11 protein-coding genes, 1 tRNA gene and 2 pseudogenes are annotated in these 18,964 nt (G+C 72.5%); 5 read left to right on the top strand and 9 right to left on the bottom strand.

Annotation, left to right across the window (positions count from 1 at the left end):
• Window position 1 precedes the first annotated feature (1 nt).
• Window positions 2-2,938 (top strand): ABC transporter permease, encoded by a 2,937-nt coding sequence (locus ACFYUS_RS06250; RefSeq protein WP_388846458.1) that lies wholly within the window; start codon window positions 2-4, stop codon window positions 2,936-2,938.
• A 76-nt stretch (window positions 2,939-3,014) separates the two neighbouring features.
• On the opposite strand, the gene ACFYUS_RS06245 is transcribed toward ACFYUS_RS06250, so the two are convergent.
• Window positions 3,015-3,088 (bottom strand) — tRNA-Pro (locus ACFYUS_RS06245).
• 583 nt (window positions 3,089-3,671) lie between these two features.
• Between ACFYUS_RS06245 and ACFYUS_RS06240 the strand changes: the two genes are divergently transcribed.
• A complete protein-coding gene (locus ACFYUS_RS06240) occupies window positions 3,672-4,880 on the top strand; it encodes an acyl-CoA dehydrogenase family protein (RefSeq protein WP_388846456.1) in 1,209 nt (402 codons plus the stop codon).
• Window positions 4,881-4,959: 79 nt separating this feature from the next.
• Here the strand turns inward: ACFYUS_RS06240 and ACFYUS_RS06235 are convergent, their stop codons facing one another.
• From ACFYUS_RS06235 to ACFYUS_RS06205, 7 genes and pseudogenes are all read right to left on the bottom strand, one after another.
• A complete protein-coding gene (locus ACFYUS_RS06235) occupies window positions 4,960-5,529 on the bottom strand; it encodes a GAF domain-containing protein (protein ID WP_388846455.1) in 570 nt (189 codons plus the stop codon).
• Window positions 5,526-6,149: an ATP/GTP-binding protein gene (locus ACFYUS_RS06230; protein WP_388846454.1), complete on the bottom strand. Its 624-nt coding sequence runs from the start codon at window positions 6,147-6,149 to the stop codon at window positions 5,526-5,528. The genes ACFYUS_RS06235 and ACFYUS_RS06230 overlap by 4 nt, the downstream gene beginning before the upstream one ends.
• Window positions 6,127-6,498 carry a DUF742 domain-containing protein gene (locus ACFYUS_RS06225; protein WP_388846453.1) on the bottom strand — a complete coding sequence of 124 codons (372 nt, stop codon included), beginning with the start codon at window positions 6,496-6,498 and terminating at the stop codon, window positions 6,127-6,129. The genes ACFYUS_RS06230 and ACFYUS_RS06225 overlap by 23 nt, the downstream gene beginning before the upstream one ends.
• A 2-nt stretch (window positions 6,499-6,500) precedes the next feature.
• Window positions 6,501-6,935 carry a roadblock/LC7 domain-containing protein gene (locus ACFYUS_RS06220; RefSeq protein ID WP_388846452.1) on the bottom strand — a complete coding sequence of 145 codons (435 nt, stop codon included), beginning with the start codon at window positions 6,933-6,935 and terminating at the stop codon, window positions 6,501-6,503.
• Window positions 6,936-6,941: 6 nt separating this feature from the next.
• Entirely contained in the window at window positions 6,942-8,909 is a 1,968-nt protein-coding gene (locus ACFYUS_RS06215; RefSeq protein ID WP_388846450.1) for an ATP-binding protein, read from the bottom strand.
• Between the two features lie 590 nt (window positions 8,910-9,499).
• Window positions 9,500-9,652: pseudogene (locus tag ACFYUS_RS06210) on the bottom strand (dihydroneopterin aldolase); the annotation flags it as partial.
• Between the two features lie 538 nt (window positions 9,653-10,190).
• On the bottom strand, window positions 10,191-11,018 hold the full coding sequence (locus ACFYUS_RS06205) for a glycoside hydrolase domain-containing protein (RefSeq protein ID WP_388846448.1): 828 nt from the start codon (window positions 11,016-11,018) through the stop codon (window positions 10,191-10,193).
• 259 nt (window positions 11,019-11,277) lie between these two features.
• Between ACFYUS_RS06205 and ACFYUS_RS06200 the strand changes: the two genes are divergently transcribed.
• The gene (locus ACFYUS_RS06200; protein ID WP_388846446.1) at window positions 11,278-13,932 is read left to right on the top strand and encodes a BTAD domain-containing putative transcriptional regulator; all 2,655 of its coding nucleotides are present in this window, start codon (window positions 11,278-11,280) and stop codon (window positions 13,930-13,932) included.
• 112 nt (window positions 13,933-14,044) lie between these two features.
• On the opposite strand, the pseudogene ACFYUS_RS06195 reads toward ACFYUS_RS06200, so the two are convergent.
• A pseudogene (locus ACFYUS_RS06195) lies at window positions 14,045-14,236 on the bottom strand (MBL fold metallo-hydrolase); the annotation flags it as partial.
• A 599-nt stretch (window positions 14,237-14,835) separates the two neighbouring features.
• Between ACFYUS_RS06195 and ACFYUS_RS06190 the strand changes: the two are divergent.
• Together ACFYUS_RS06190 and ACFYUS_RS06185 are read left to right on the top strand one after the other, a co-directional pair.
• The gene (locus ACFYUS_RS06190) at window positions 14,836-15,285 is read left to right on the top strand and encodes a hypothetical protein (RefSeq protein ID WP_388846444.1); all 450 of its coding nucleotides are present in this window, start codon (window positions 14,836-14,838) and stop codon (window positions 15,283-15,285) included.
• A 33-nt stretch (window positions 15,286-15,318) separates the two neighbouring features.
• The gene (locus tag ACFYUS_RS06185; protein WP_388846442.1) at window positions 15,319-18,939 is read left to right on the top strand and encodes a tetratricopeptide repeat protein; all 3,621 of its coding nucleotides are present in this window, start codon (window positions 15,319-15,321) and stop codon (window positions 18,937-18,939) included.
• The last annotated feature ends 25 nt before the right edge of the window (window positions 18,940-18,964 follow it).

Below are 18,964 nucleotides of genomic sequence, written 5' to 3'. Positions count from 1 at the left end.
CATGTACCCGAACCTCCTCGTCCCGCTGCTCGCCGCCCTCGCGCTCGCGCTCGTGGCCCTGGTGCTCGTCGCCGTCCGGCAGCCGGTGTCACGGCGGCTGGCCTTCCGGCAGGTGGCCCGCCGCCGTACCGAGGCGGCGCTGGTGATCGGCGGATCGATGCTCGGCACGGCCATCGTCATCGGGGCCCTGGTCGTCGGCGACACCCTGAACTTCTCCGTACGGCAGGAGGCGTACCGGACCCTGGGACCGGTGGACGAGCGCGTCGTCGCGCCTCCCGGACCGACCGGGGCCCCCGTCGCCGAACGGCTGGCCGCCCTGACCGGCAATCCCGACGTCGACGGAGTGCTCGACGCCCGGAGCACCCAGGCGTCGGCCGTCAGCACCGCCGATGGCCGCACGGCCGCCGAACCGCGGGTCCTGGCCTGGCAGATGGACTTCGCCGAGGCAGCGCGCTTCGGCGCACCGGGGGGCGACTCCGGTCTCGGAGGCCCGAACCCGAAGCCCGGCCAGGTGGTGGTCAATGAGCCACTGGCCCGGTCCCTGAGCGTCGGGGCCGGTGATCCGGTCACGCTGTATCTGTTCGGAGCACCCCGGACGTACCGGGTCGAGCGCGTGGTGCCGGAGCAGGGGCTTGCCGGTGTGGGTCTGGGCGGCAGGCTGAACCGCGACGCGTTCCTGGCACCCGGGGCTCTGGACTCCGCCGCACGGGCCGCCGGCGTGGAGCCGCGCTCGGTCACCTTCGTGTCCAATCGCGGCGGCGTCGAAGGCGGAGACGCCCTCACCGACCGGGTGACCGCGGACATCCGCGAGACCCTGGGCCCGCTCGCCGGCCAGACGTCGATCGACACGCCGAAGCACACGGTCCTGCGGGACGCGGAACGGGCCGGTGACGCGCTCGGAGCCCTGTTCCTCATGATCGGCAGCTTCAGCATCATCGCGGGCGCACTGCTGCTGGTGAACATCTTCGTCATGCTCGGCGAGGAGCGGAAGTCCCAGATGGGCATGGTGCGGGCCGTGGGGATGAAGCGCTCGCGCCTCGTCGGGTCCTTCACCCTCGAAGGGGCCACCTACGCGTTGCTGTCGGCGCTGCCCGGCGTGGCCATCGGGGTCGCCGTCGGCTGGGGCGTCGCCGTGGTGGCCGCGCAGATATTCCAGGGCTGGTCGGTCGGCGGAAGCAGCATCAGGATCGCGTTCTCCGTCACCTCCACCAGCGTCCTCAACGGGTTGGCCATGGGCCTGCTCATCGCCTTCGCCGCGATCCTCGCCACCAGCGTGCGCATCAGCCGGTTCAACATCATCGCGGCCGTTCGCGACCTCCCGACGACGCCCGGGCAGGGGCCGCGCCGCCGTCTGCTCGCGGTCTCCACCGCTCTCGCCGTCCTCTGCGCGTTCGTGTCCGTACCGGCCATGGCGCGCAGCCAGCCCGACGCGACGTACCTCATGCCGGCGCTCGCCCTCGCCTTCGCCGCTCCGGCTCTGCTGCGCGTCCTCCCCCGGCACACCGTCACCACCCTGGTCGCGGGGACCGTCCTCGCCTGGACGCTCCTGGCCCCCGTCGTCCGCCCGCGGATCTTCGACACGCCTTCGATGTCCGTGTACGTCATCCAGGGCGCCCTGGCCGCCTTCTCGGCGGTGGTCCTGGTCAGCGACAACCAGACGACGCTGCTCCGCCCCCTGCGACGGCTCCTCCAACGCCCGACAGAGGGCGGGCTGGCGGCGCGGCTCGCGGTCGCGTATCCCTTGGCCAAGCGGTTCAGGACCGGCGCGACGCTGGTGATGTACACGCTGATCGTGTTCGTCCTCGTACTCCTGACGGAGATCTCGGGCATTCTCCGCGCCGGGGTCGACGGGGTCGTCGCGGATGCCACCGCCGGCTACTCCCTGCGGCTGGACTACAACCCGCAGGTCGCGGGCGACCGGCTCGCCGGCGAGCTGCGGGCCGGCCCCTCGGCCGCCGCGATCTCCGCCGTGACACCGCTGCTCAACGCCACGGGCAGGGCCACCGACCCAGGACACCGCAGCGCCCAGCCCCTCGACATCGCCGCCGTCGGAGTGCCCGACGGCGCGATCACCGGCATCACGTTCCGCGAGCGGCTGCCCGGCCTGAACGACGACGCCGCGGTGTGGCGGGCTCTCGCCACCGACCCCCGCTACGTGGTCCTCGACGGCTTCTTCGGCAGCACCGGCGGCCCGGCCGGCGACTACTACGACCCGGGGGACACGCTCACCGTGACGGATCCCCACACGGGCCGCAGCGAACAGAAGGTCATCGCCGGCGTGCTCAGCAACGGGTTGGTCTTCTACCCGGGCACCGGCGCCAGCTCGACCACGTACCCCGTCATATCGAGCGAGCAGTCGACGCGCGAGCTCTTCGGCGTCCAGGCACAGAACGCCTCCGCGCTGGTGAGGACCAGCCCCGGAACCTCCCCCGACGCCCTGGCGACCCGGCTGCAGGGCGAGCAGCTCTCGTCCAGCCTGGTCGCCACGCCCATCGAGTCGGACATCCGCCGTCAGTTCGACTCCAGCACCGCCTTCTTCCACCTCATGCAGGGCTTCCTCGCTCTGGGCCTCGGCGTGGGCATCATCGGCCTCGGCGTCGTCATGGTCCGGGCCGTACGCGAACGCCGCCGCACCATCGGCATCCTGAGGGCACTCGGCTTCCGGGCGCGGACGGTCCAGCGGTCGTTCCTCTGGGAGAGCAGCTTCATCGCCCTGGAGGGAATCGTGCTCGGCTCGCTCCTCGGTGTGCTCACCACGTGGCTGATGTACCGCAACAGCGCCGCGTTCGAGGGCCTCGAAGGAGGATTCCCCATCGAGTGGACCAGCATCTGCGGTCTGGCCGTAGCCACCTTCGCCGCGTCGCTCCTGGCCACCATCGGGCCGGCACGACGCGCGGCCGCCGTCCGTCCGGCGCTCGCGGTCCGCGTCACCGAATGACGAGCGGCCTCCGAACGCACGAAAGGCCGCCCTCTCACGAATGAGAGAACGACCTCCGACTTGCGTTTCCGCACAGTCGGGACGACAGGATTTGAACCTGCGACCCCTTGACCCCCAGTCAAGTGCGCTACCAAGCTGCGCCACGTCCCGGTGCCCGTCTGACCTGGGGTTTCCCCCGGCCGAACGCGCATGAGAACCATACCGCACTTTCCCCGGTGGTCACGCACGCGTTTCCTGGCGCTCGCGCGCCGGGAGCGCGCCGGGAGCGTGCCACTCACTCTCCGTGACGCACCCTTGCGCCCGGGGGTGCGCCCGCGCGCCCGCGACGGTGGGGGCGGGAGGGGGGTCCGGCGGGCCGGAGGGCGGTGTCACCTGGGCGGGAAGGGGAGCGGAGGGGTTCGGGAATGCCGTTCTTCTGGGGATGTAGGGGCTCGTGTGGCGATACGGAGGGGCTCATCGCCATATGCCCGTGACTTTGTTGCCGGTGGCATGTGGCAGAAAGATGACCATGGGGAAGGGACTCGGAATCAGCCCGACTAGGCCAAGAGCACACGAAACACAGTCAGACCCAATCGTCAACCGCTCCTGTTTCGGACAAACTCCGTGGCGATATTGATCCGTTCCGCAAAGATCAACACCATGAAGAGGTCGGCCTGTTCGGGACGGGACCACTGCCGATGCACCACCTGTTCGGACAACTGCCGAACAGGCGTTTCGCAGGGGAGGACTCGTAATGAACAACTACTTCAACAGCCGACTGCATCATGAGCTCAGGCAGACGGTGCGTGACTTCGCGGAGCGTGAGGTCCGGCCTCGGATAGCCGAGATGGAAGAGTCGCGGACGGTCCACCACGAGCTGTCCCGCAAGATCGCCGAGCAGGGCTGGCTGGGCGCGACAATCAGCCAGGAGTACGGCGGCATGGGCGCCGGCCACCTGGCCAAGACGATCATCATCGAGGAGCTCTCCCGAGTCAGCGGCGCCATGGGCGCCATGGTCCAGGCCTCCCAGCTGGGCACGGCCAAGATCGTCCACTTCGGCAGCGACGAGCAGCGCAAGACCTGGCTTCCGGAGATCGCCGCCGGCGCCTGCCTGCCGACCATCGCGGTCACCGAGTACGAGTCCGGCGGGCACGTCCTCGGCATGGAGGCGAGCGCGGTCCGTGACGGCGACGACTACATCCTCAACGGCCAGAAGGTCTACGTGGGCAACAGCCACGTCGGCGATCTGCACGGTGTCGTGGTCAGGACCGGTCCGGGATCGAAGGGACTCACCGCCTTCCTGGTCGAATCCGATCGCCCGGGGTTCAGGACCGGTCCTCAGCAGCCGGCCATGGGCCTCCACGGCTTCAGCTTCGGCGAGCTGATCTTCGAGAACTGCCGGGTGCCGGCCGCCAACCGGCTCGGCGACGAGGGCGACGGACTCGCCGTCGCGTACTCCTCCAGCGTGCTGTACGGCCGGGCCAACCTCACCGCCGTCTCCCTCGGCATCCACCAGGCGATCCTGGAGGAGACCACGCGCTTCGCCTCCGAGCGCATCCGCTACGGCAAGCCGCTCCACGACCTGCCCACGGTCAAGCTGAAGCTGGGGCAGATGCAGTCCCGGCTGATGACCGCCCGGCTGGCCGCGTACCACGCCGTGCACCTGCTCGACCAGGGCCTCTCCTGCGACACCGAGCTCATGAACGCCAAGCTCGTCAACGTCGAGTCGGCGATCGACTCCGGTCGCAACGCCATGGAGATCCACGCGGCCGCCGGTCTCTACACGGACCGGAACATCGAGCGCTACCTGCGCGACGCGCACCACATCTTCGCCCCGGCCGGCACCTCCGACATCCAGCTCCTGCGGCTGGCCGAGGTCGCCCTCGGCCAGGACAAGGGCAGCTGGTCGGAGCGGCTGTCCGAGCTGGTCCGCACGCCGGAGCGGGAGCCGATGCACGTCTGATCCCCACCCCCACGGGCCGGGAGCCCCGGTACGGCCGCTGCCGTACCGGGGCTCCCGGGCGTTCACGGGGATCCGGCGGTCAGAACATGCCGTCCTCGCGGCGGTGGATCTGCTCCATGAGCTCCGCCGCCATCGTCTTGATGGTCTCCAGACCGGCCCGCCCCCAGGGGCGTACGTCCGTGTCCACCACGCAGATGGTGCCGAGCGCGACCCCGGTACGGTCGATCAGCGGAGCGCCCATGTAGGAGCGGATGCCGATCTCGTCCACGACCGGGTTCCCCGCGAACCGCGGGTAGTCGCAGACGTCCTCCAGGACCAGTGCCTTGCGGCGCACCACCACGTGCGGGCAGTAGCCGTGGTCACGGGCCATGAAGCGGCCGACGCCACCGCCCGCGGCGGCCGCGCCCAGGTCGCTGCCGGAGTGGGTGCCCTCGGGGGTGTGCAGCCCCGCGAAGAACTGCCGGTTCTCGTCGATGAAGTTCACCATCGAGAACGGGGCGCCGGTCACCTCGGCGAGCCGGTGGGCGAAGTCGTCGAACGCCGGGTCCGGCCGCTCCCCGAGACCGAGTTCGCGCAGCCGCTGCACGCGGGCGGGCGCCTCCTTGTCGATGGGGGTCAGCAGGAGGTGACCGGTCGGGTCGTAGGTCATGGCGTGGCTCCGTAGCTCGGCACGGTGTCCGGGATGGTGGTGAGCAGATGCTGGACGAGGGTCAGCAGGGTGCGGATGCCGGAGCTGGAGATCCGGGCGTCGCAGAGGACGACCGGCACCTCCGGCTTGAGGTCGAGGGCGGCCCGTACCTCCTCCGGGTCGTAGCGGTAGGCGCCGTCGAACTCGTTGACCGCCACGACGAACTGGATGCCGCGCCGTTCGAAGAAGTCCACGGCGGAGAAGCACTCCTGGAGCCTGCGGGTGTCGGCGAGGACGATCGCTCCGAGCGCGCCCTCGGAGAGCTCGTCCCACATGAACCAGAAACGCTCCTGGCCGGGGGTGCCGAAGAGGTACAGGACGTGGCGGTTGTCGAGCGTGATGCGGCCGAAGTCCATGGCGACGGTGGTCGTCGTCTTCGACTCCACGCCCTCCAGGCTGTCGGTGGCCGCGCTGACCGAGGTGAGGAGCTCTTCGGTGCTCAGCGGTTCGATCTCGCTGACCGCGCCCACGAGGGTCGTCTTGCCCACGCCGAATCCGCCCGCCACCAGGATCTTGAGTGCGGTGGGGAAGGGGTCGCCGGCGAAACCGTCGTGGCGCTCAGAGCCGTTGTCGTAGGCCATCGAGCACTGCCTCCAGCAAGGAACGGTCGGTTGGATTGGCGTGGAAGCGGGGCGCCCGGGCGGTCAGCGCCCCGCAGTCCACGAGGTCGGAGAGCAGGACCTTGGTGACGACGGCCGGAAGCCTTAAGTGCGCCGCGATCTCGGCCACCGAGGTGGGCCCGTCGCACAGCCCGAGGGCCAGGCTGTGCTCGGGACCCATGTGCGCCTGCGGTGCCGATCCGGTCGCCATCACCAGGGACAGCAGGTCCAGCGCGGTGCTGGGCCTGGTCCGGCCGCCGCTCACGGTGTACGGGCGGATCAGCCGCCCGGCCGCGTCGTCGAGCCAGGGTCCTTCCTGAGGAGACGTCACGTCTACTGCCCGAGGCCGCCCACCGCGCCGGCGGCCTGCCGGGCGGGGGTGACCAGGTAGGGCCGGACGCTCTTGACGAGCATCGCCATCTCGTAGCCGAGGACGGCGGCGTCCGCCTCGCGCCCGGCGAGGACGGCCAGGCAGGTGCCGGAGCCGGCGGTGGAGACGAACAGGAGGGTGGAGTCGAGCTCCACGACCACCTGGCGGACCTCGCCGCCGTCGCCGAACCGGGCGCCCGCGCTGCGGCCGAGCGAGTAGAGCCCGGAGGCGAGGGCCGCCATGTGGTCGGCGGCGTCGGGGTCGAGGCCGTGCACGGATTTCACGAGACCGTCGGAGGAGAGCAGGACGGCGCTGCGGGTGTACGGGACCCGCTGCACGAGGCCGCTGAGCAGCCAGTCGAGGTCCGAGGAATGGCCGGTCGGCACATTGCTCGCCATGGTGATCTACTCCTTGTGCGCGTCGCCGGGACGCAGCGATTCATGGGGGGCGGGCTGGGATTCGGCGAGGCCGATACCGCGCTGGAACGCGGCCATCAGACCCGGGTCGTGCAGGGCGTGCTCCTCGGCCTTGCGGGTCACGGGCTCGTCCCGCAGCTGCGGGACGATGTGCTCCTGTGCGCGCCTCTTGGGGAGCAGGGGCCGGCCGGGCGCCTCGGCACGGGGGGCCGGGGGGAGCGGCGAGAGCAGGTGCTCCGGCGGACCGGTGTGCTCGGCGCCGGCCGGCTGCGCCGGTATCGCGGGGGCGTGACCGGGGTCCCCGTACCCGCTCGGCCGCGTGTCCGTACGGGGGTACGCGTACGGGCCGGGGGCCTCCTCGTGACGGGCGGCGGCCCGCTCCGGGGAGGGCGAGGGTACGGAGGGGCGGACGGGGGCGGTGCCGCTGGTGGGGGGCGCCCCGATCGGTCCGGCGGCCGCGGGTGTCTGCGGGTGGGCCGGGGCGTGGGCGTGGGCCGGTGCCGGGGTCTGGACCGGCGCCTGGGCCGGAGCCGACATCGGTGCCGGGGCCTGGATCGGTGCCTGGGCCTGGATCGGTGCCTGGGCCGGAGCCGGCATCGGGGCCGGGGCGGCGGGCCGGTCCTGCGGCTGCATCTGCACCTGACCGGGCGGGATCGCCGCGGAACCGGCGGTCGCGGCGGTCCGGCGCTCGTGCTGGGCGAGGCCCTCGGGGTCGGCGCCGAGGAGGCCCTGCGGGAGCACGAGGACGGCCTGGACGCCGCCGTAGATGTTCGACTGGAGGCGTACGGCGATGCCGTGACGGCGGGCGAGCGCGGAGACGACGAAGAGTCCGATGCGGCCGTCCTGGAGCAGATGCGCGACGTTGACCTGGTCGGGGTCGGCGAGCAGCGCGTTCATCTTGTTCTGCTCGGTGACGGGCATGCCCAGGCCCCGGTCCTCGACCTCGATCGCGAGACCCGCCGTGACGTACTGGGCGCGCAGCAGCACCGTGGTGTTGGGCGCGGAGAACAGCGTCGCGTTCTCGACGAGTTCGGCGAGGAGGTGGATGACGTCGGCCACGGCGTGGCCCCGGAGCGTGCCGTCGATCGGGGGGACGAGCTTGACGCGCGGGTACTGCTCGACCTCGGCGATGGAGGAGCGCAGCACCTCGGTCATGGTGACCGGATTCGACCACTGGCGGCGGGAGATGGCGCCGCCGAGCACGGCGAGGTTCTCGGCGTGGCGGCGGATGCGGGTGGCCAGGTGGTCGATGTGGAACAGGCCCTTGAGCAGCTCCGGGTCCTCGACCTCGTTCTCCAGTTCGTCGAGGAGCTGGATCTCGCGGTGGACCAGGGACTGCAGGCGCCGGGCGAGGTTGACGAAGACCTCGACCTTCTGTTCGTTGCCGACGCTGCTGGAGAGCCGGGAGGCCTGTACGACGGCCGCCACGGCGGCCTCGTGGGACCGGTTCAACTCCTGGGAGAGCAGGTCGAACTCGTCGCCCGGGACGGGGGCGGCCGGCTGCGCGGGGCGGGGCGGGAGGTCCTCTCCCTTGCGCAACTGTTCGATGACCGTCTGGAGTTCGCCCTGCCCGCGGACGCTGGTGCGGCGCAGGGAGTTGCAGCGGTCGAGAACGGCCTTGGCGGCCCGGTCCGCGCCGAGCGCGGCGGCCGTCACGGAGGCGACGGTGAGGGCGGCGGCGCCGGTGAGCGCGGCCCAGAGGGCGGGGGTGGGGCTGGCTCCCGTGGAGCGGATGGTGAAGAGGACGGCCGCCGCCCCGCCGAGGGCCACCGCGACGGCGGGGAGCACGGAGGTGCGCAGGAGTTGGGGGCGTATGCGGGCTTCCGTGGGAAGCGGCGCCGGGGTCTGCGCCGGGGGGTTGCCGTGGGTGCCGGTGGCGGAGCGGGCGCCTGGCCGGCCGTGCCGCCCGCCCTCGCGTCGATCGGGCCGCGAGGCGGGTGCGCGAAGTTGAGACATGAGTGTCCTTGGTACGTGCCCAGGAATCGGCGTACTGCGGGGGTGCGTTCTGCGGGGGTCTACAGGGGGGGTGTTCTACAGACGTGCGATGAGCCTACCGATGATCATCAGCCACACACTGTAGTCGTCAACCGTTCAGGTGCGGTGCGCAGTTGACAAACTTACCCGTAGAGCGGGCCGGTCTGGTATCGCCCCTCCCACGACCGGCCGAGAACGATCGGCCGAAAGTCGACGCCATGGCGCGAAGGGGTTCCCACGAAGCGGGAACGGAAGGGGGCGGAGACGTCCCCACGCCTCCGCCCCCTGCGGAAATCCTCCCCGACCGGAATCCCCCGGAGGAGGGGCGGCCCGTCGCCGCCCCGCACCTCCGGGAGGTGCGCACGACCTCCGGCACCCCCGTCCCGTACCCGTTCCGCTCCCCTTCCGGACTCCCGGGCGGGGCTCCGCCCCGCGGATCCGCCCCGTCTCCCCCGCCCGGATCCGGGCGTACGTCGGCCTCGCCCGCAAGCGTCCGGTAACGGTCGGTAAGAGCGGAAGCTCTCCGGCCGTCCACCGGAAAGCGGGCGGGAAGGGTTCACGTCATCGCGGCGTCACGGGCGCCGGACGGTCACCACCACGTCACCGAAGGGCACCGCGAGGGGAGCCTCCGGTCCGTGCACGGTCACCTTCGCGGACCTCACCGGCGCGTGCGCCGGGCAGACGTCCGCGATCCGCTGGGCGAGGGTCTCGATCAGGTCGACCGGTGGCGCTCCCCGAGCCAGTACGCGACGAGCCGGCCGCCCGCCTCCTCGTCGGCCGTGACCACCATCAGGAGTCGCGGCGCAGCGGCACGCGGCGCGCCGCGAGGCACTGCGTCACCGGGAGGCTCGCGGCGATCCGGCTCTTCCTGTCGACCGAGCCGCGGCCCCGGGCGGCGCCGTCCACCACGTCGGCGTGCCCCCAGGAACATCAGCGGCGGCTCCGCTCCCGAACCGGGCAGCCGTGCCACGAGGCCGGCCCGGCCGGGCGCCGACTCCAGGACCGTGTGCCCGATGCCGCAGGCGTCGAGCTCCCGGGAGACGTGGCGGCCGCCGGGGATACCGCGGCCGGCGTCTGGCGCGGTCGGTCCGCGGGCTCGGTGGGCTCGACGGGGGCGCGGGCATCGCCCGCTCCCTGCTGCCGGACACCGAGCGCCTCGGTGCCGCCGCGCTGGAGGAGTCGCCGCGCCGCGTGGAAGCGACCCTGGTCGCCGAGGGCACGGTCCGACGGAGCCTCCCTCCCCCGCCGCGCGGTGGGGGAGGTTCAGCCGATGATGGCGACGGGGCCGTCCCAGGCGTCCTGGTCGACGGTGAGGGTGTAACCGCCGCGGGTCTCCTTGCTGTTGACCAGGTACTGGTGGCCGCGGCTGTGGTCGGTGTACTGGGTGGCGCCCCACGGCCAGTCGGCGGTGGTGGTGTTCTGCTTGTCCCACAGCGCGTACCAGAGGTTGCCCGGCAGGTCGGTGCGGTCGGTCGCGGTGGCGACGGCCTTGGCGCTGGAGCTGGTGAAGCCGTAGAAGCCGCCGCGGTAGGTCTTGGCGCGCAGCGTCTTGGTGAAGGAGCGCACGTACGTCAGCACGGCGTCGTTGCAGGACTTGTTCGTGATGTCGTACGGCTCCATGTCGAGGAAGATCGGGCTGCCGGCCTTCATGCCGAGCGCCGACGCCTTGGCCACCGCGTCCGTGGCGTCGGTGACGCCGAGGGACGCCGCGGTGGAGGCCGTGAGCTTCTCGGGGTTGGCGCTGGTCTGGCAGGGCGGCTGGGCGCCGACGTAGAGCGGGATGAGCTTCCAGCCCGTGGCGCTGACCGACTTCACCCAGGACGCGGTGAGGTTCGGCTGGGAGCAGCCGCGGTTCTTGCCTCCGACGTACACCGCGGCGGCGCCGTAGAAGCCGGTGTTCCACGCCTTCATGGCGGCGAGGGAAGGGGCCGCGCAGGTGTCGAACGCCCGGCCGGTGAAGGTCTTCTGGGCGGGCCAGGTCGTGGCCGCCATCGAGGTCTGCGCCGCGACGACGGCACCCACGACGGCGACGGCGGCCCCCGTCGTCACCGCGATGTAGCGACGCTTCTTGGAAAGCCGATGGCCGGCCATACCCACCTCATTCAGGGAAAACGCGGCACACGGCCGCGGCCGGCGGAGCGGCGCAGTGCGTTGTGCGCTCCGCCCGTGCGGAGCAGATCGCACTGTAACGGAGGGCGATCTGCGCCGGACGGCCCGGGGGGCGTGGTCCCGGCCCCGTGAGGTGTTCCGCCGCTCGGTCGTTGATCGGTTGTTGATCGGCCGTCGATCGGGAGCTGGCCTACTGCTGGTCGGCGGCCCGTTCGCGACCCCGGGCCGGGGGAGGGTGGTCATGCGGAGGTCGACGGGGGCGGAGGGAGCGGCGGGGCACCTGGCCGTGCGGCTGCTGGGGCCGGTCGGGGCCCGGTTGGACGGGGAGCGGATCGAGCTCGGACCACCGCTGCAGCAGGCGGTGTTCGCGATGCTGGTGCTGCGGCGCGGCCATGTCGTCGGGGTCGGGCAGTTGGTGGACGGGGTGTGGGGGCCGGCGGCCGCGCCGCGCAGCGCGTCCACGGCCGTGCGCACGTACGTCTCGCGGCTGCGCGCGGCCCTGGAGCCGGACCGGCCGGCACGGGCCCGGAGCCGGCTGATCGTCACCGCGGAGGACGGCTACCTCTTCCCGGCGCCGGCGGTCGACGTGGACGCCGAGGTGTTCGCCCGGGAGGCCGCGGACCGGAGCGGTTCGGCCGAGGCCGCGTACGAGCGGCTGACGCGTGCGGTCGGACGCTGGCGGGGCGTCCCCCTGGCCGGGGTGCCGGGGCCCTGGGCGGAGCGCCGCCGCGAACAGCTGACGGAGTCCCTGGCCGTGGCACGCGAGGAGCTGTGCGCCGCCGCCCTCGCACTGGGGCGGTACGGGGAGGTGGTGGCCGAACTGCGCGCGATGGTCGGGGAGTTCCCGCTCCGGGAGCGCCCGCACGGGCTGCTGATGGTGGCGCTGCAGCGCACCGGTCGCCAGGCGGACGCGGTCCGGGTGTACGACGAGGCGTGCGAGGTGCTGGCCCGGGAGCTGGGGGTGCGGCCCTCGGCCGAGCTGAGGGAACTGCACCGTGACCTCCGTACGGGCCGCACGGCTCCTTCCCCCGCACGGCCCGGAACCCCTGCGGCCGCGGGCGGCGGGCGGAGCGGCACGGGGAGGACCGCCGCACCGCTCCCCTCCGGCATCGGGTACTTCACCGGGCGCGGCCGGCTCGTCGGAGAGATGAGGGATCACCTGCTCCGGGCCCGCCCGGGGCACAGCCGGGCGATGGCGGTCGCGACCGTCACCGGCATCGGCGGCGTCGGCAAGACCGCGCTCGCCGTCCATGTGGCGCACGGTCTGCGCGCGGCCTTCCCCGACGGGCAGTTGTACGTCGGTCTGGGGGCCGGTGCAGTTCCGGCCGACCCGGCCGGTGTGCTCGCCGATCTCCTCTGCGTGCTCGGAACCCCGCCCGACCGGCTGCCGCTGGACCTGGAGGAGCGGGCCGCGCTGCTCCGCACCCTGCTCGCCGACCGGCGCGTGCTGCTGGTCCTGGACGACGCCCGGGACGCCGCGCAGATCCGCCCGCTCCTGCCCGGGACCGCGGGCTCCGCCGTGCTCGTCACCACCCGGGCTCCGCATCTCGTGGTCCCCGGCGCCCGTTCCTTCGCCGTGGACGTCTTCACCGAGGCCGAGGCGGTGACGTTGCTCGGTGCGCTCGCGGGCCCGGCGCGCGTGGCCGCGGAGCCCGAGGCCGCCTCGGCCCTGGCCGGGTCCTGCGGCCGTCTGCCGCTCGCCGTACGCATCGTCGGGGCCCGCCTCGCCGCGCTGCCCCGGCACAGCCTGAGCGCCTTCGGGGCGCGGCTGACCGACACCGCCACGCTGCTCGGCGAGCTGAGCCACGGCGACCACACGGTGGAGGCCGCCTTCCACCTCGGCTACCGGGCCCTGACGTCCACGCAGGCCAGGGCCTTCCGGCTGCTGTCCCTCCTCGACGCCCCCGACCTTCCGCTGCCCGTCGCCGCCGCCCTGCTCGGCATGGAGGAGAGCGCGGCCGAAGACCTCGCGGAGGCCCTGGTCGACGCCGGAATGCTGGAGTCCCCCGCTCCGGGCCGCTACCGCCTGCACGATCTGCTCCGGCTCTACGGGCGGCGCCGCGCCGAGTCCACCGAGCGCGCCGAGGACCGGGCGGCGGCGCTGCGCCGGGTCCTGGCCCTCCTGTACGACAGCGCGGTACGGGTGGCCCGGACGGCTCTGCCCGACGACGTCCCCTCGCCGGCGTGGCTCCACGCGGCGGGCCGCTCGGGCATCGCCTTCGAGGACACCGAACAGGCCCGGGCCTGGTTCCGCGCGGAGCACGCGGTGCTGACCTCCGCCGTGGAGCAGTCGCTGGCATCGGTCCCCGACGCCCTGAGGGCGGCGGTGGAACTCCTGACGCTGATCGCGGTCTGCAGCCTCTTCCCGAGCCGTGGCCACTACGAGGACGCCCGCCGGCTCGCCGGGCAGGCCGCCCGGCGGGCGAAGGAGGCCGGCGAACCCGCGTACTGGGCCCGGGCGCTGCACACGCGGGCCTGGCTCTCGTGTCTGGTGGGCGAGTACGCGGCGGCGGAGGCGGACCTGCGTACGGCGCTCGGCTGGGCGGAGACGACCGGCGACGGCCGGCGCCTTCACATGTCGGGAGTGCTCCTCGCGCTCGTCCTGCGCGCCACCGGACGCGTCGGGGAGTCGGAGGCCGCGATGTCCAGGGCCGAGCGGTTCGCGGGCGATCCCGACGACCCGGCCAGTCCCGCCGGCTACGCCCGCTTCGTGGCCCGGCTGCACGTCGCCGTGGGCGCGGACCAGCCGCCCTCCGGTCTGCCCCTGATGACACCGCTGATGCGCCGCGTGGACACCCACGGGACATCGCTGGTCAGGGCCCAGGGAGTGGTCCGCCTGGGCGCCGCGCTGAACGGCCTGCCCCGGCCGGACGACCGGCAGGGGACGGGGGCGTGACGGCTTCCGAAGGGGTGGGTTCGGCCGGTGGTGCCCACCGAACGAGTCCGGCGGGGTGGTGCCCGCCGAACTCCCCTCAGCATCCCCTCATTTCATCCGTCCCGGATCAGTGTCACCGCTCGCCCTCGAGGTCGAGATCGCCGCTGCGCGTCTCCTCGGTCGTGATCCCGGCCCCCGGGGGGCGCCACGGCCGCGCGACCGGCCGGGACACCGACCGCCACCAGGACTCCCCCGGCAGCTCCCCCGCGGGCTCGAACGGCTCGCCGGGGCGGGGGAACGCCACCGCCTGGCCCGTCTCCTCGGCCGGGGTCATCTGGATGCCGGTCGATATGACGCCCCATCAGGCTTCGAGCCTTCGGCCGCACCGTGGCGTCCCGGCCTCTTAGAGGTCGTCTCCGTCCGATCTTCAGGAGTGGCTGTCGAACTGGGGTGGTTGACCGTGCGCCCGGACGTGTTCGCCCCGCGCCTGGACGTCGAGTTCGACGTGAGGAGGAGCAGCCAGTCGCGGCGCGAGAGGCCCGCATCCGGGACTGCGCGGGCCGGCGCCTGGTACGTCGGTGAAGTGCCCCGGGCGATTCAGCTCAGGACGATCGGCCACTCGGCCCCTCTGCCTCCTACACCCCTTGCATGGGGCATTGCAACGAACACGTCACGAGACCTTCAACCGGGTGGGCGTGCTTTGCAGGTTCGGCCATGGTGATCTGACATGGTTCGGCAAGATTTCGCTGCCGAGGGAGCAGCTGCTAGGGGATACGGACGGACCGTTCGGGCACTGAACGGTGCCTGATGGTGACCAGGAACGCAAAGCGGGACACGGTGACGCTGCCGGTGCGGCGGGAACTGTTCCGGCCCGCCCTTTCTGCGTCCGCCGGCACCGGGGCTTGAGGGTTGGGGAGGACGTTGGTGACACAGCAGGAGATTGCAGAGTTGGCCATGGCCGGTGCGACAACGCTCGTGGCCGCGATGGCCACGGACGCCTGGACCACTGTCCGCGGCAGATTCTCGGCATTCATCCACCGCCGCAGCCCTGACCTGCATGCCGATCTTGAGGCGCGGCTGGACGACGGTGCGGCTCTGGTTGCCCGGAGCCCGGATGCCGAGTCTGCCCGCGGGATGCTGGTCGGGCTGTGGCAGGGGGAGCTGGAAAGGTTCCTGGCCGCACACCCCGACGCGGCTGAGGACCTGGAGGTGCAGACCGCCGGGATGCGGGCAGCACTGCCGGCGGTGCAGCAGCAGTGGGTACAGCACAACATCGCCCGTGACCGCGGCGTGGTCAACGCCGTGCAAGACGGCACACAGCACAACCACTACATGGACTCCCCCGGTACCCAGCCTCCCGCGTCCGGCGCGTAAGAAGAAGGGGAGGGGGGAGAGGAAGGCTGAAGCGTGGACGCGCCGGTAGGCCCCCAGGAGGGCGTGGGGTACATACAGATCATCACGGCCACCGCCGGTGGCCGTGTCAATGCCGTGCAGCACGGGGACCAGTACAACTACATCTACCGCGGTACCCCGCCGTACCGGGTGGAGCCCTTCCCCCTCACCGCGCCGGCCGCAGCGCCCGCCGCGCTGGCCCGGGTGCCCAGCCGACTCCTGACAGCCCGCCACCAGATCGTTCCCTTCATCCCCAGGCCGGAGCTGGCACTGCTGGAGGCGTGGCGCGACGGCGAGCCGCCGGGCCTGTCGGTGCGTCTGGTGCACGCCGAGGGCGGGACGGGCAAGACCCGGCTGGCCGCCGAGTTCGCCGCACGCTCGGCCGGGGCCGGGTGGGCCGTCGCGCTCGCGCGGCACCGCAGTGAGGCCGCCTCGGCCGGGGACGGTGACCAGACCCTGACCGTGCGGGCCCCGGGCCTGGTCCTGATCGTGGACTACGCCGAACGCTGGCCCCTGGAAGACTTGATCACGCTGGTGCGCCAGCACCGTGACGCCGCCCGCGACAAGCTGCGCGTCCTGCTGCTGGCCCGCCCCACCGGTACCTGGTGGCAGGGCCTGGCACACCAGTTCACGAAACTCGACATCCTCGACGTCGACGCCCTCCGCCTCGAAGGACTCCCGGACACCCCGGGGGTACGCGCCGAGATGTACGTCGCGGCCCGCGACCGGTTCGCCGAGATCTTCGCCCACACCCACTCAGCCGGAATCGGCGTACCCGACCATCTCGATGACCCGGTATTCGCCCTGACTCTGACAGTCCACATGCGTGCCCTGGTCGACGTAGACGCCGCCAGCCGCGGGAAGACGCCCCCGACCAGCAGCGGACAGGCGAGCCTTTCCTCCTATCTGCTGGACCGTGAACACGACCACTGGCGCTCCTTCCACGACCAGGGGCGCGGTCCGCTGCGCGCCACCGAGCGGACCATGGGCCGGGCCGTGTACGTGGCCACCCTCACAGGCGCCCTGCCCCCCGCCGATGCCTCAGCGGCCCTGACCCGCGCCGGCGCCGCCGATACCCCAGCCGCCGGCGGGCAACTGGCCGAGGACCACACCCGCTGCTACCCGCCCACCGAGCCCGGCCTGGTGCTGGACCCGCTCTCCCCCGACCGCCTCGGCGAGGACTACCTCGCACTGACCCTGCCCGGCCACGAGGACGAGTTCGACTACCACGCCACCGACCCCTGGACCCTCACCACACCGGCCGCGCTGCTCGCCCCCGACCACCGGAACAGCGGACCTTCCCCCTACACCCGCCAGGCCCTGTCGGTCATGATCGAGGCAGCCCACCGCTGGCCCCACCTGACCACTCAGCACCTAAACCCGCTTCTGCGCCATCACCCCGAACTCGTCCTGGCCGCCGGCAGCGCCGCCCTGACACGCCTGGCCGACCTCACCACCCTGGACATCGGCGTCCTGGAAATCATCGAACCCCACTTCCCCGAAATCCGGCACACCGACCTCGACATCGGTGTCGCCGCCCTCGCCGCGCGCCTGGCGCACCACCGCCTGGCCGCCACTCGCGACCCCGCCACCCGCGCCGGCATCCACGTGACCCTCTCGTTACGCCAGCACCTCGCCGGCCTTCACAACGAGGCCCTCACCAACGCCCAGCAAGCCGTGCAAGCCTCGCGTGACATCACCCCCGCTCACCCCGGACACGAGCCCGTCCTCGCCACCTCGCTGTCCAGCCTCGGCAGCCTCCTGGCGGAGGTGGGGCGCATGGGCGAGGCGCTGCCTCCCACCGAGGAGGCGGTGGGGATCCGGCGCCGACTGGCCGCCGCCAATCCCGCCGTCCATGAGCCCTACCTCGCCGTCTCGCTGTCTGAGCTCGGCAACAGGCTGGCGGAGGTGGGGCGTCGGGGCGAGGCCCTGGCCGCGGAGCAGGAGGCCGTGGGGATCCGGCGCCGGCTGGCCGCCGACAACCCCGCCGTCTACGAACCCCACCTCGCCATCTCGCTGGGCAACCTCGGCAACTGGCTGGCGGAGGTGGGACGTGTGGGCGAAGCCCTTCCCCCCACCGAGCAGGCGGTGGAGATCTACCGTCGGCAGGCCGTCGACAACCCCGCCGCCCACGAACCCCCGCTCGCCCACTTGCTGTCCGCCCTAGGCAATAGGCTGGCGGAGGTGGGGCGTGCGGGCGAGGCCCTGGCCGCCGAGCAGGAGGCGGTGGAGATCCGGCGCCGTCTGGCCGCCGCCAATCCCTCCGCCCACGAACCCCTGCTCGCCCACTCGCTGTCCGCCCTGGGCAACAGGCTGGCGGAGGTGGGGCGTCGGGGCGAGGCCCTGACCGCCGCCGAGCAGGCGGTGGAGATCCACCGTCGACTGGCTGCCGACAATCCCGCCGTCCACGAACCCCGCCTCGCCGCCTCGCTGGGCAACCTCGGCAACTCGCTGGCGGAGGTGGGGCGTGCGGGCGAGGCCCTGACCGCCACCGAGCAGGCATTCGCGATCTATCATCGGCTGGCTGCCGACAACCCCGCCGTCCACGAACCCCACGTCGCCCACTCGCTGTCCCACCTCGGCAGCCTGCTGGCGGAGGTGGGGCGCGTAGGCGAAGCCCTGGCGGCCGAGCAGGCGGCGGTGGAGATCCGGCGCCGGCTGGCCGCCGACAACCCCGCCGTCCACGAACCCGACCTCGCCACCTCGCTGTCCCACCTCGGCAGCCTGCTGGCGGAGGTGGGGCGTGCGGGCGAAGCCCTGACCCCCACCGAGCAGGCATTCGCGATCCGCCGTCGGCTGGCCGCCGACAACCCCGCCGTCCACGAGCGCCACCTCGCCCACTCGCTGTCCGACCTGAGCAGCCTGCTGGCGGAGGTGGGGCGTGTAGGCGAAGCCCTGGCGGCCGAGGAGGCGGCGGTGGAGATCCGGCGCCGGCTGGCCGCCGACAACCCCGCCGTCCACGAACCCGACCTCGCCACCTCGCTGTCCAACCTCGGTGTCCGGCTGGCGGAGGTGGGGCGTCGGGGCGAAGCCCTGCCCCTCACCGAGCAGGCGGTGGAGATCCACCGTCGGCTGGCTGCCGGCAACCCCATCGTTCACGAGCCCCGCCTCGCCACCTCGCTGTCCAACCTCCGAGCCTTCCTAGCGGGAATAGGGCATGTGGACGAGGCCCTGACCGCCGAGCAGGAGGCGGTGGAGATCCGGCGCCGGCTGGCCGCCGACAACCCCGCCGTCCACGAACCCGACCTCGCCTTCTCGCTGTCCAAGCTCGGCGGCGTGCTGGTGGAGGTGGGGCGTGGGAGTGAGGCCCTGGCCCCCTTGGAGCAGGCGGTGGAAATCTACCGCCGGCTGGCTGCCGGCGATCCCGTCGCCCAGGAACCCCTCGCTGAGTCGCTGTCCTTCTGGGCATGGGTACGTTACGCGGCACAAGAGGACCTGTCTGGGGCACTGCGGGCGGCAGGGGAAGCGGTGGAGATCTACCGCAGGCTTGTGGCAGCTGTACCCGAGCGGTTCCTTTCACCGCTCTGTGGAGTGCTGGACCTGCAGGCAGACCTGCTTGCCGGCCTCGGACGCCTGGGGGAGGCGCAAGCAATCCGGGCCTGGCTCGCGGCGAACGCTCCGGACCGCAATGCGTAGTTGAACCGTTCCGGCTTCGATGGAG

The sequence above is a fragment of the Streptomyces sp. NPDC004284 genome (assembly GCF_042874035.1).
Lineage (GTDB): Bacteria > Actinomycetota > Actinomycetes > Streptomycetales > Streptomycetaceae > Streptomyces.
This window is presented reverse-complemented; position numbering and strand designations above follow the sequence as displayed.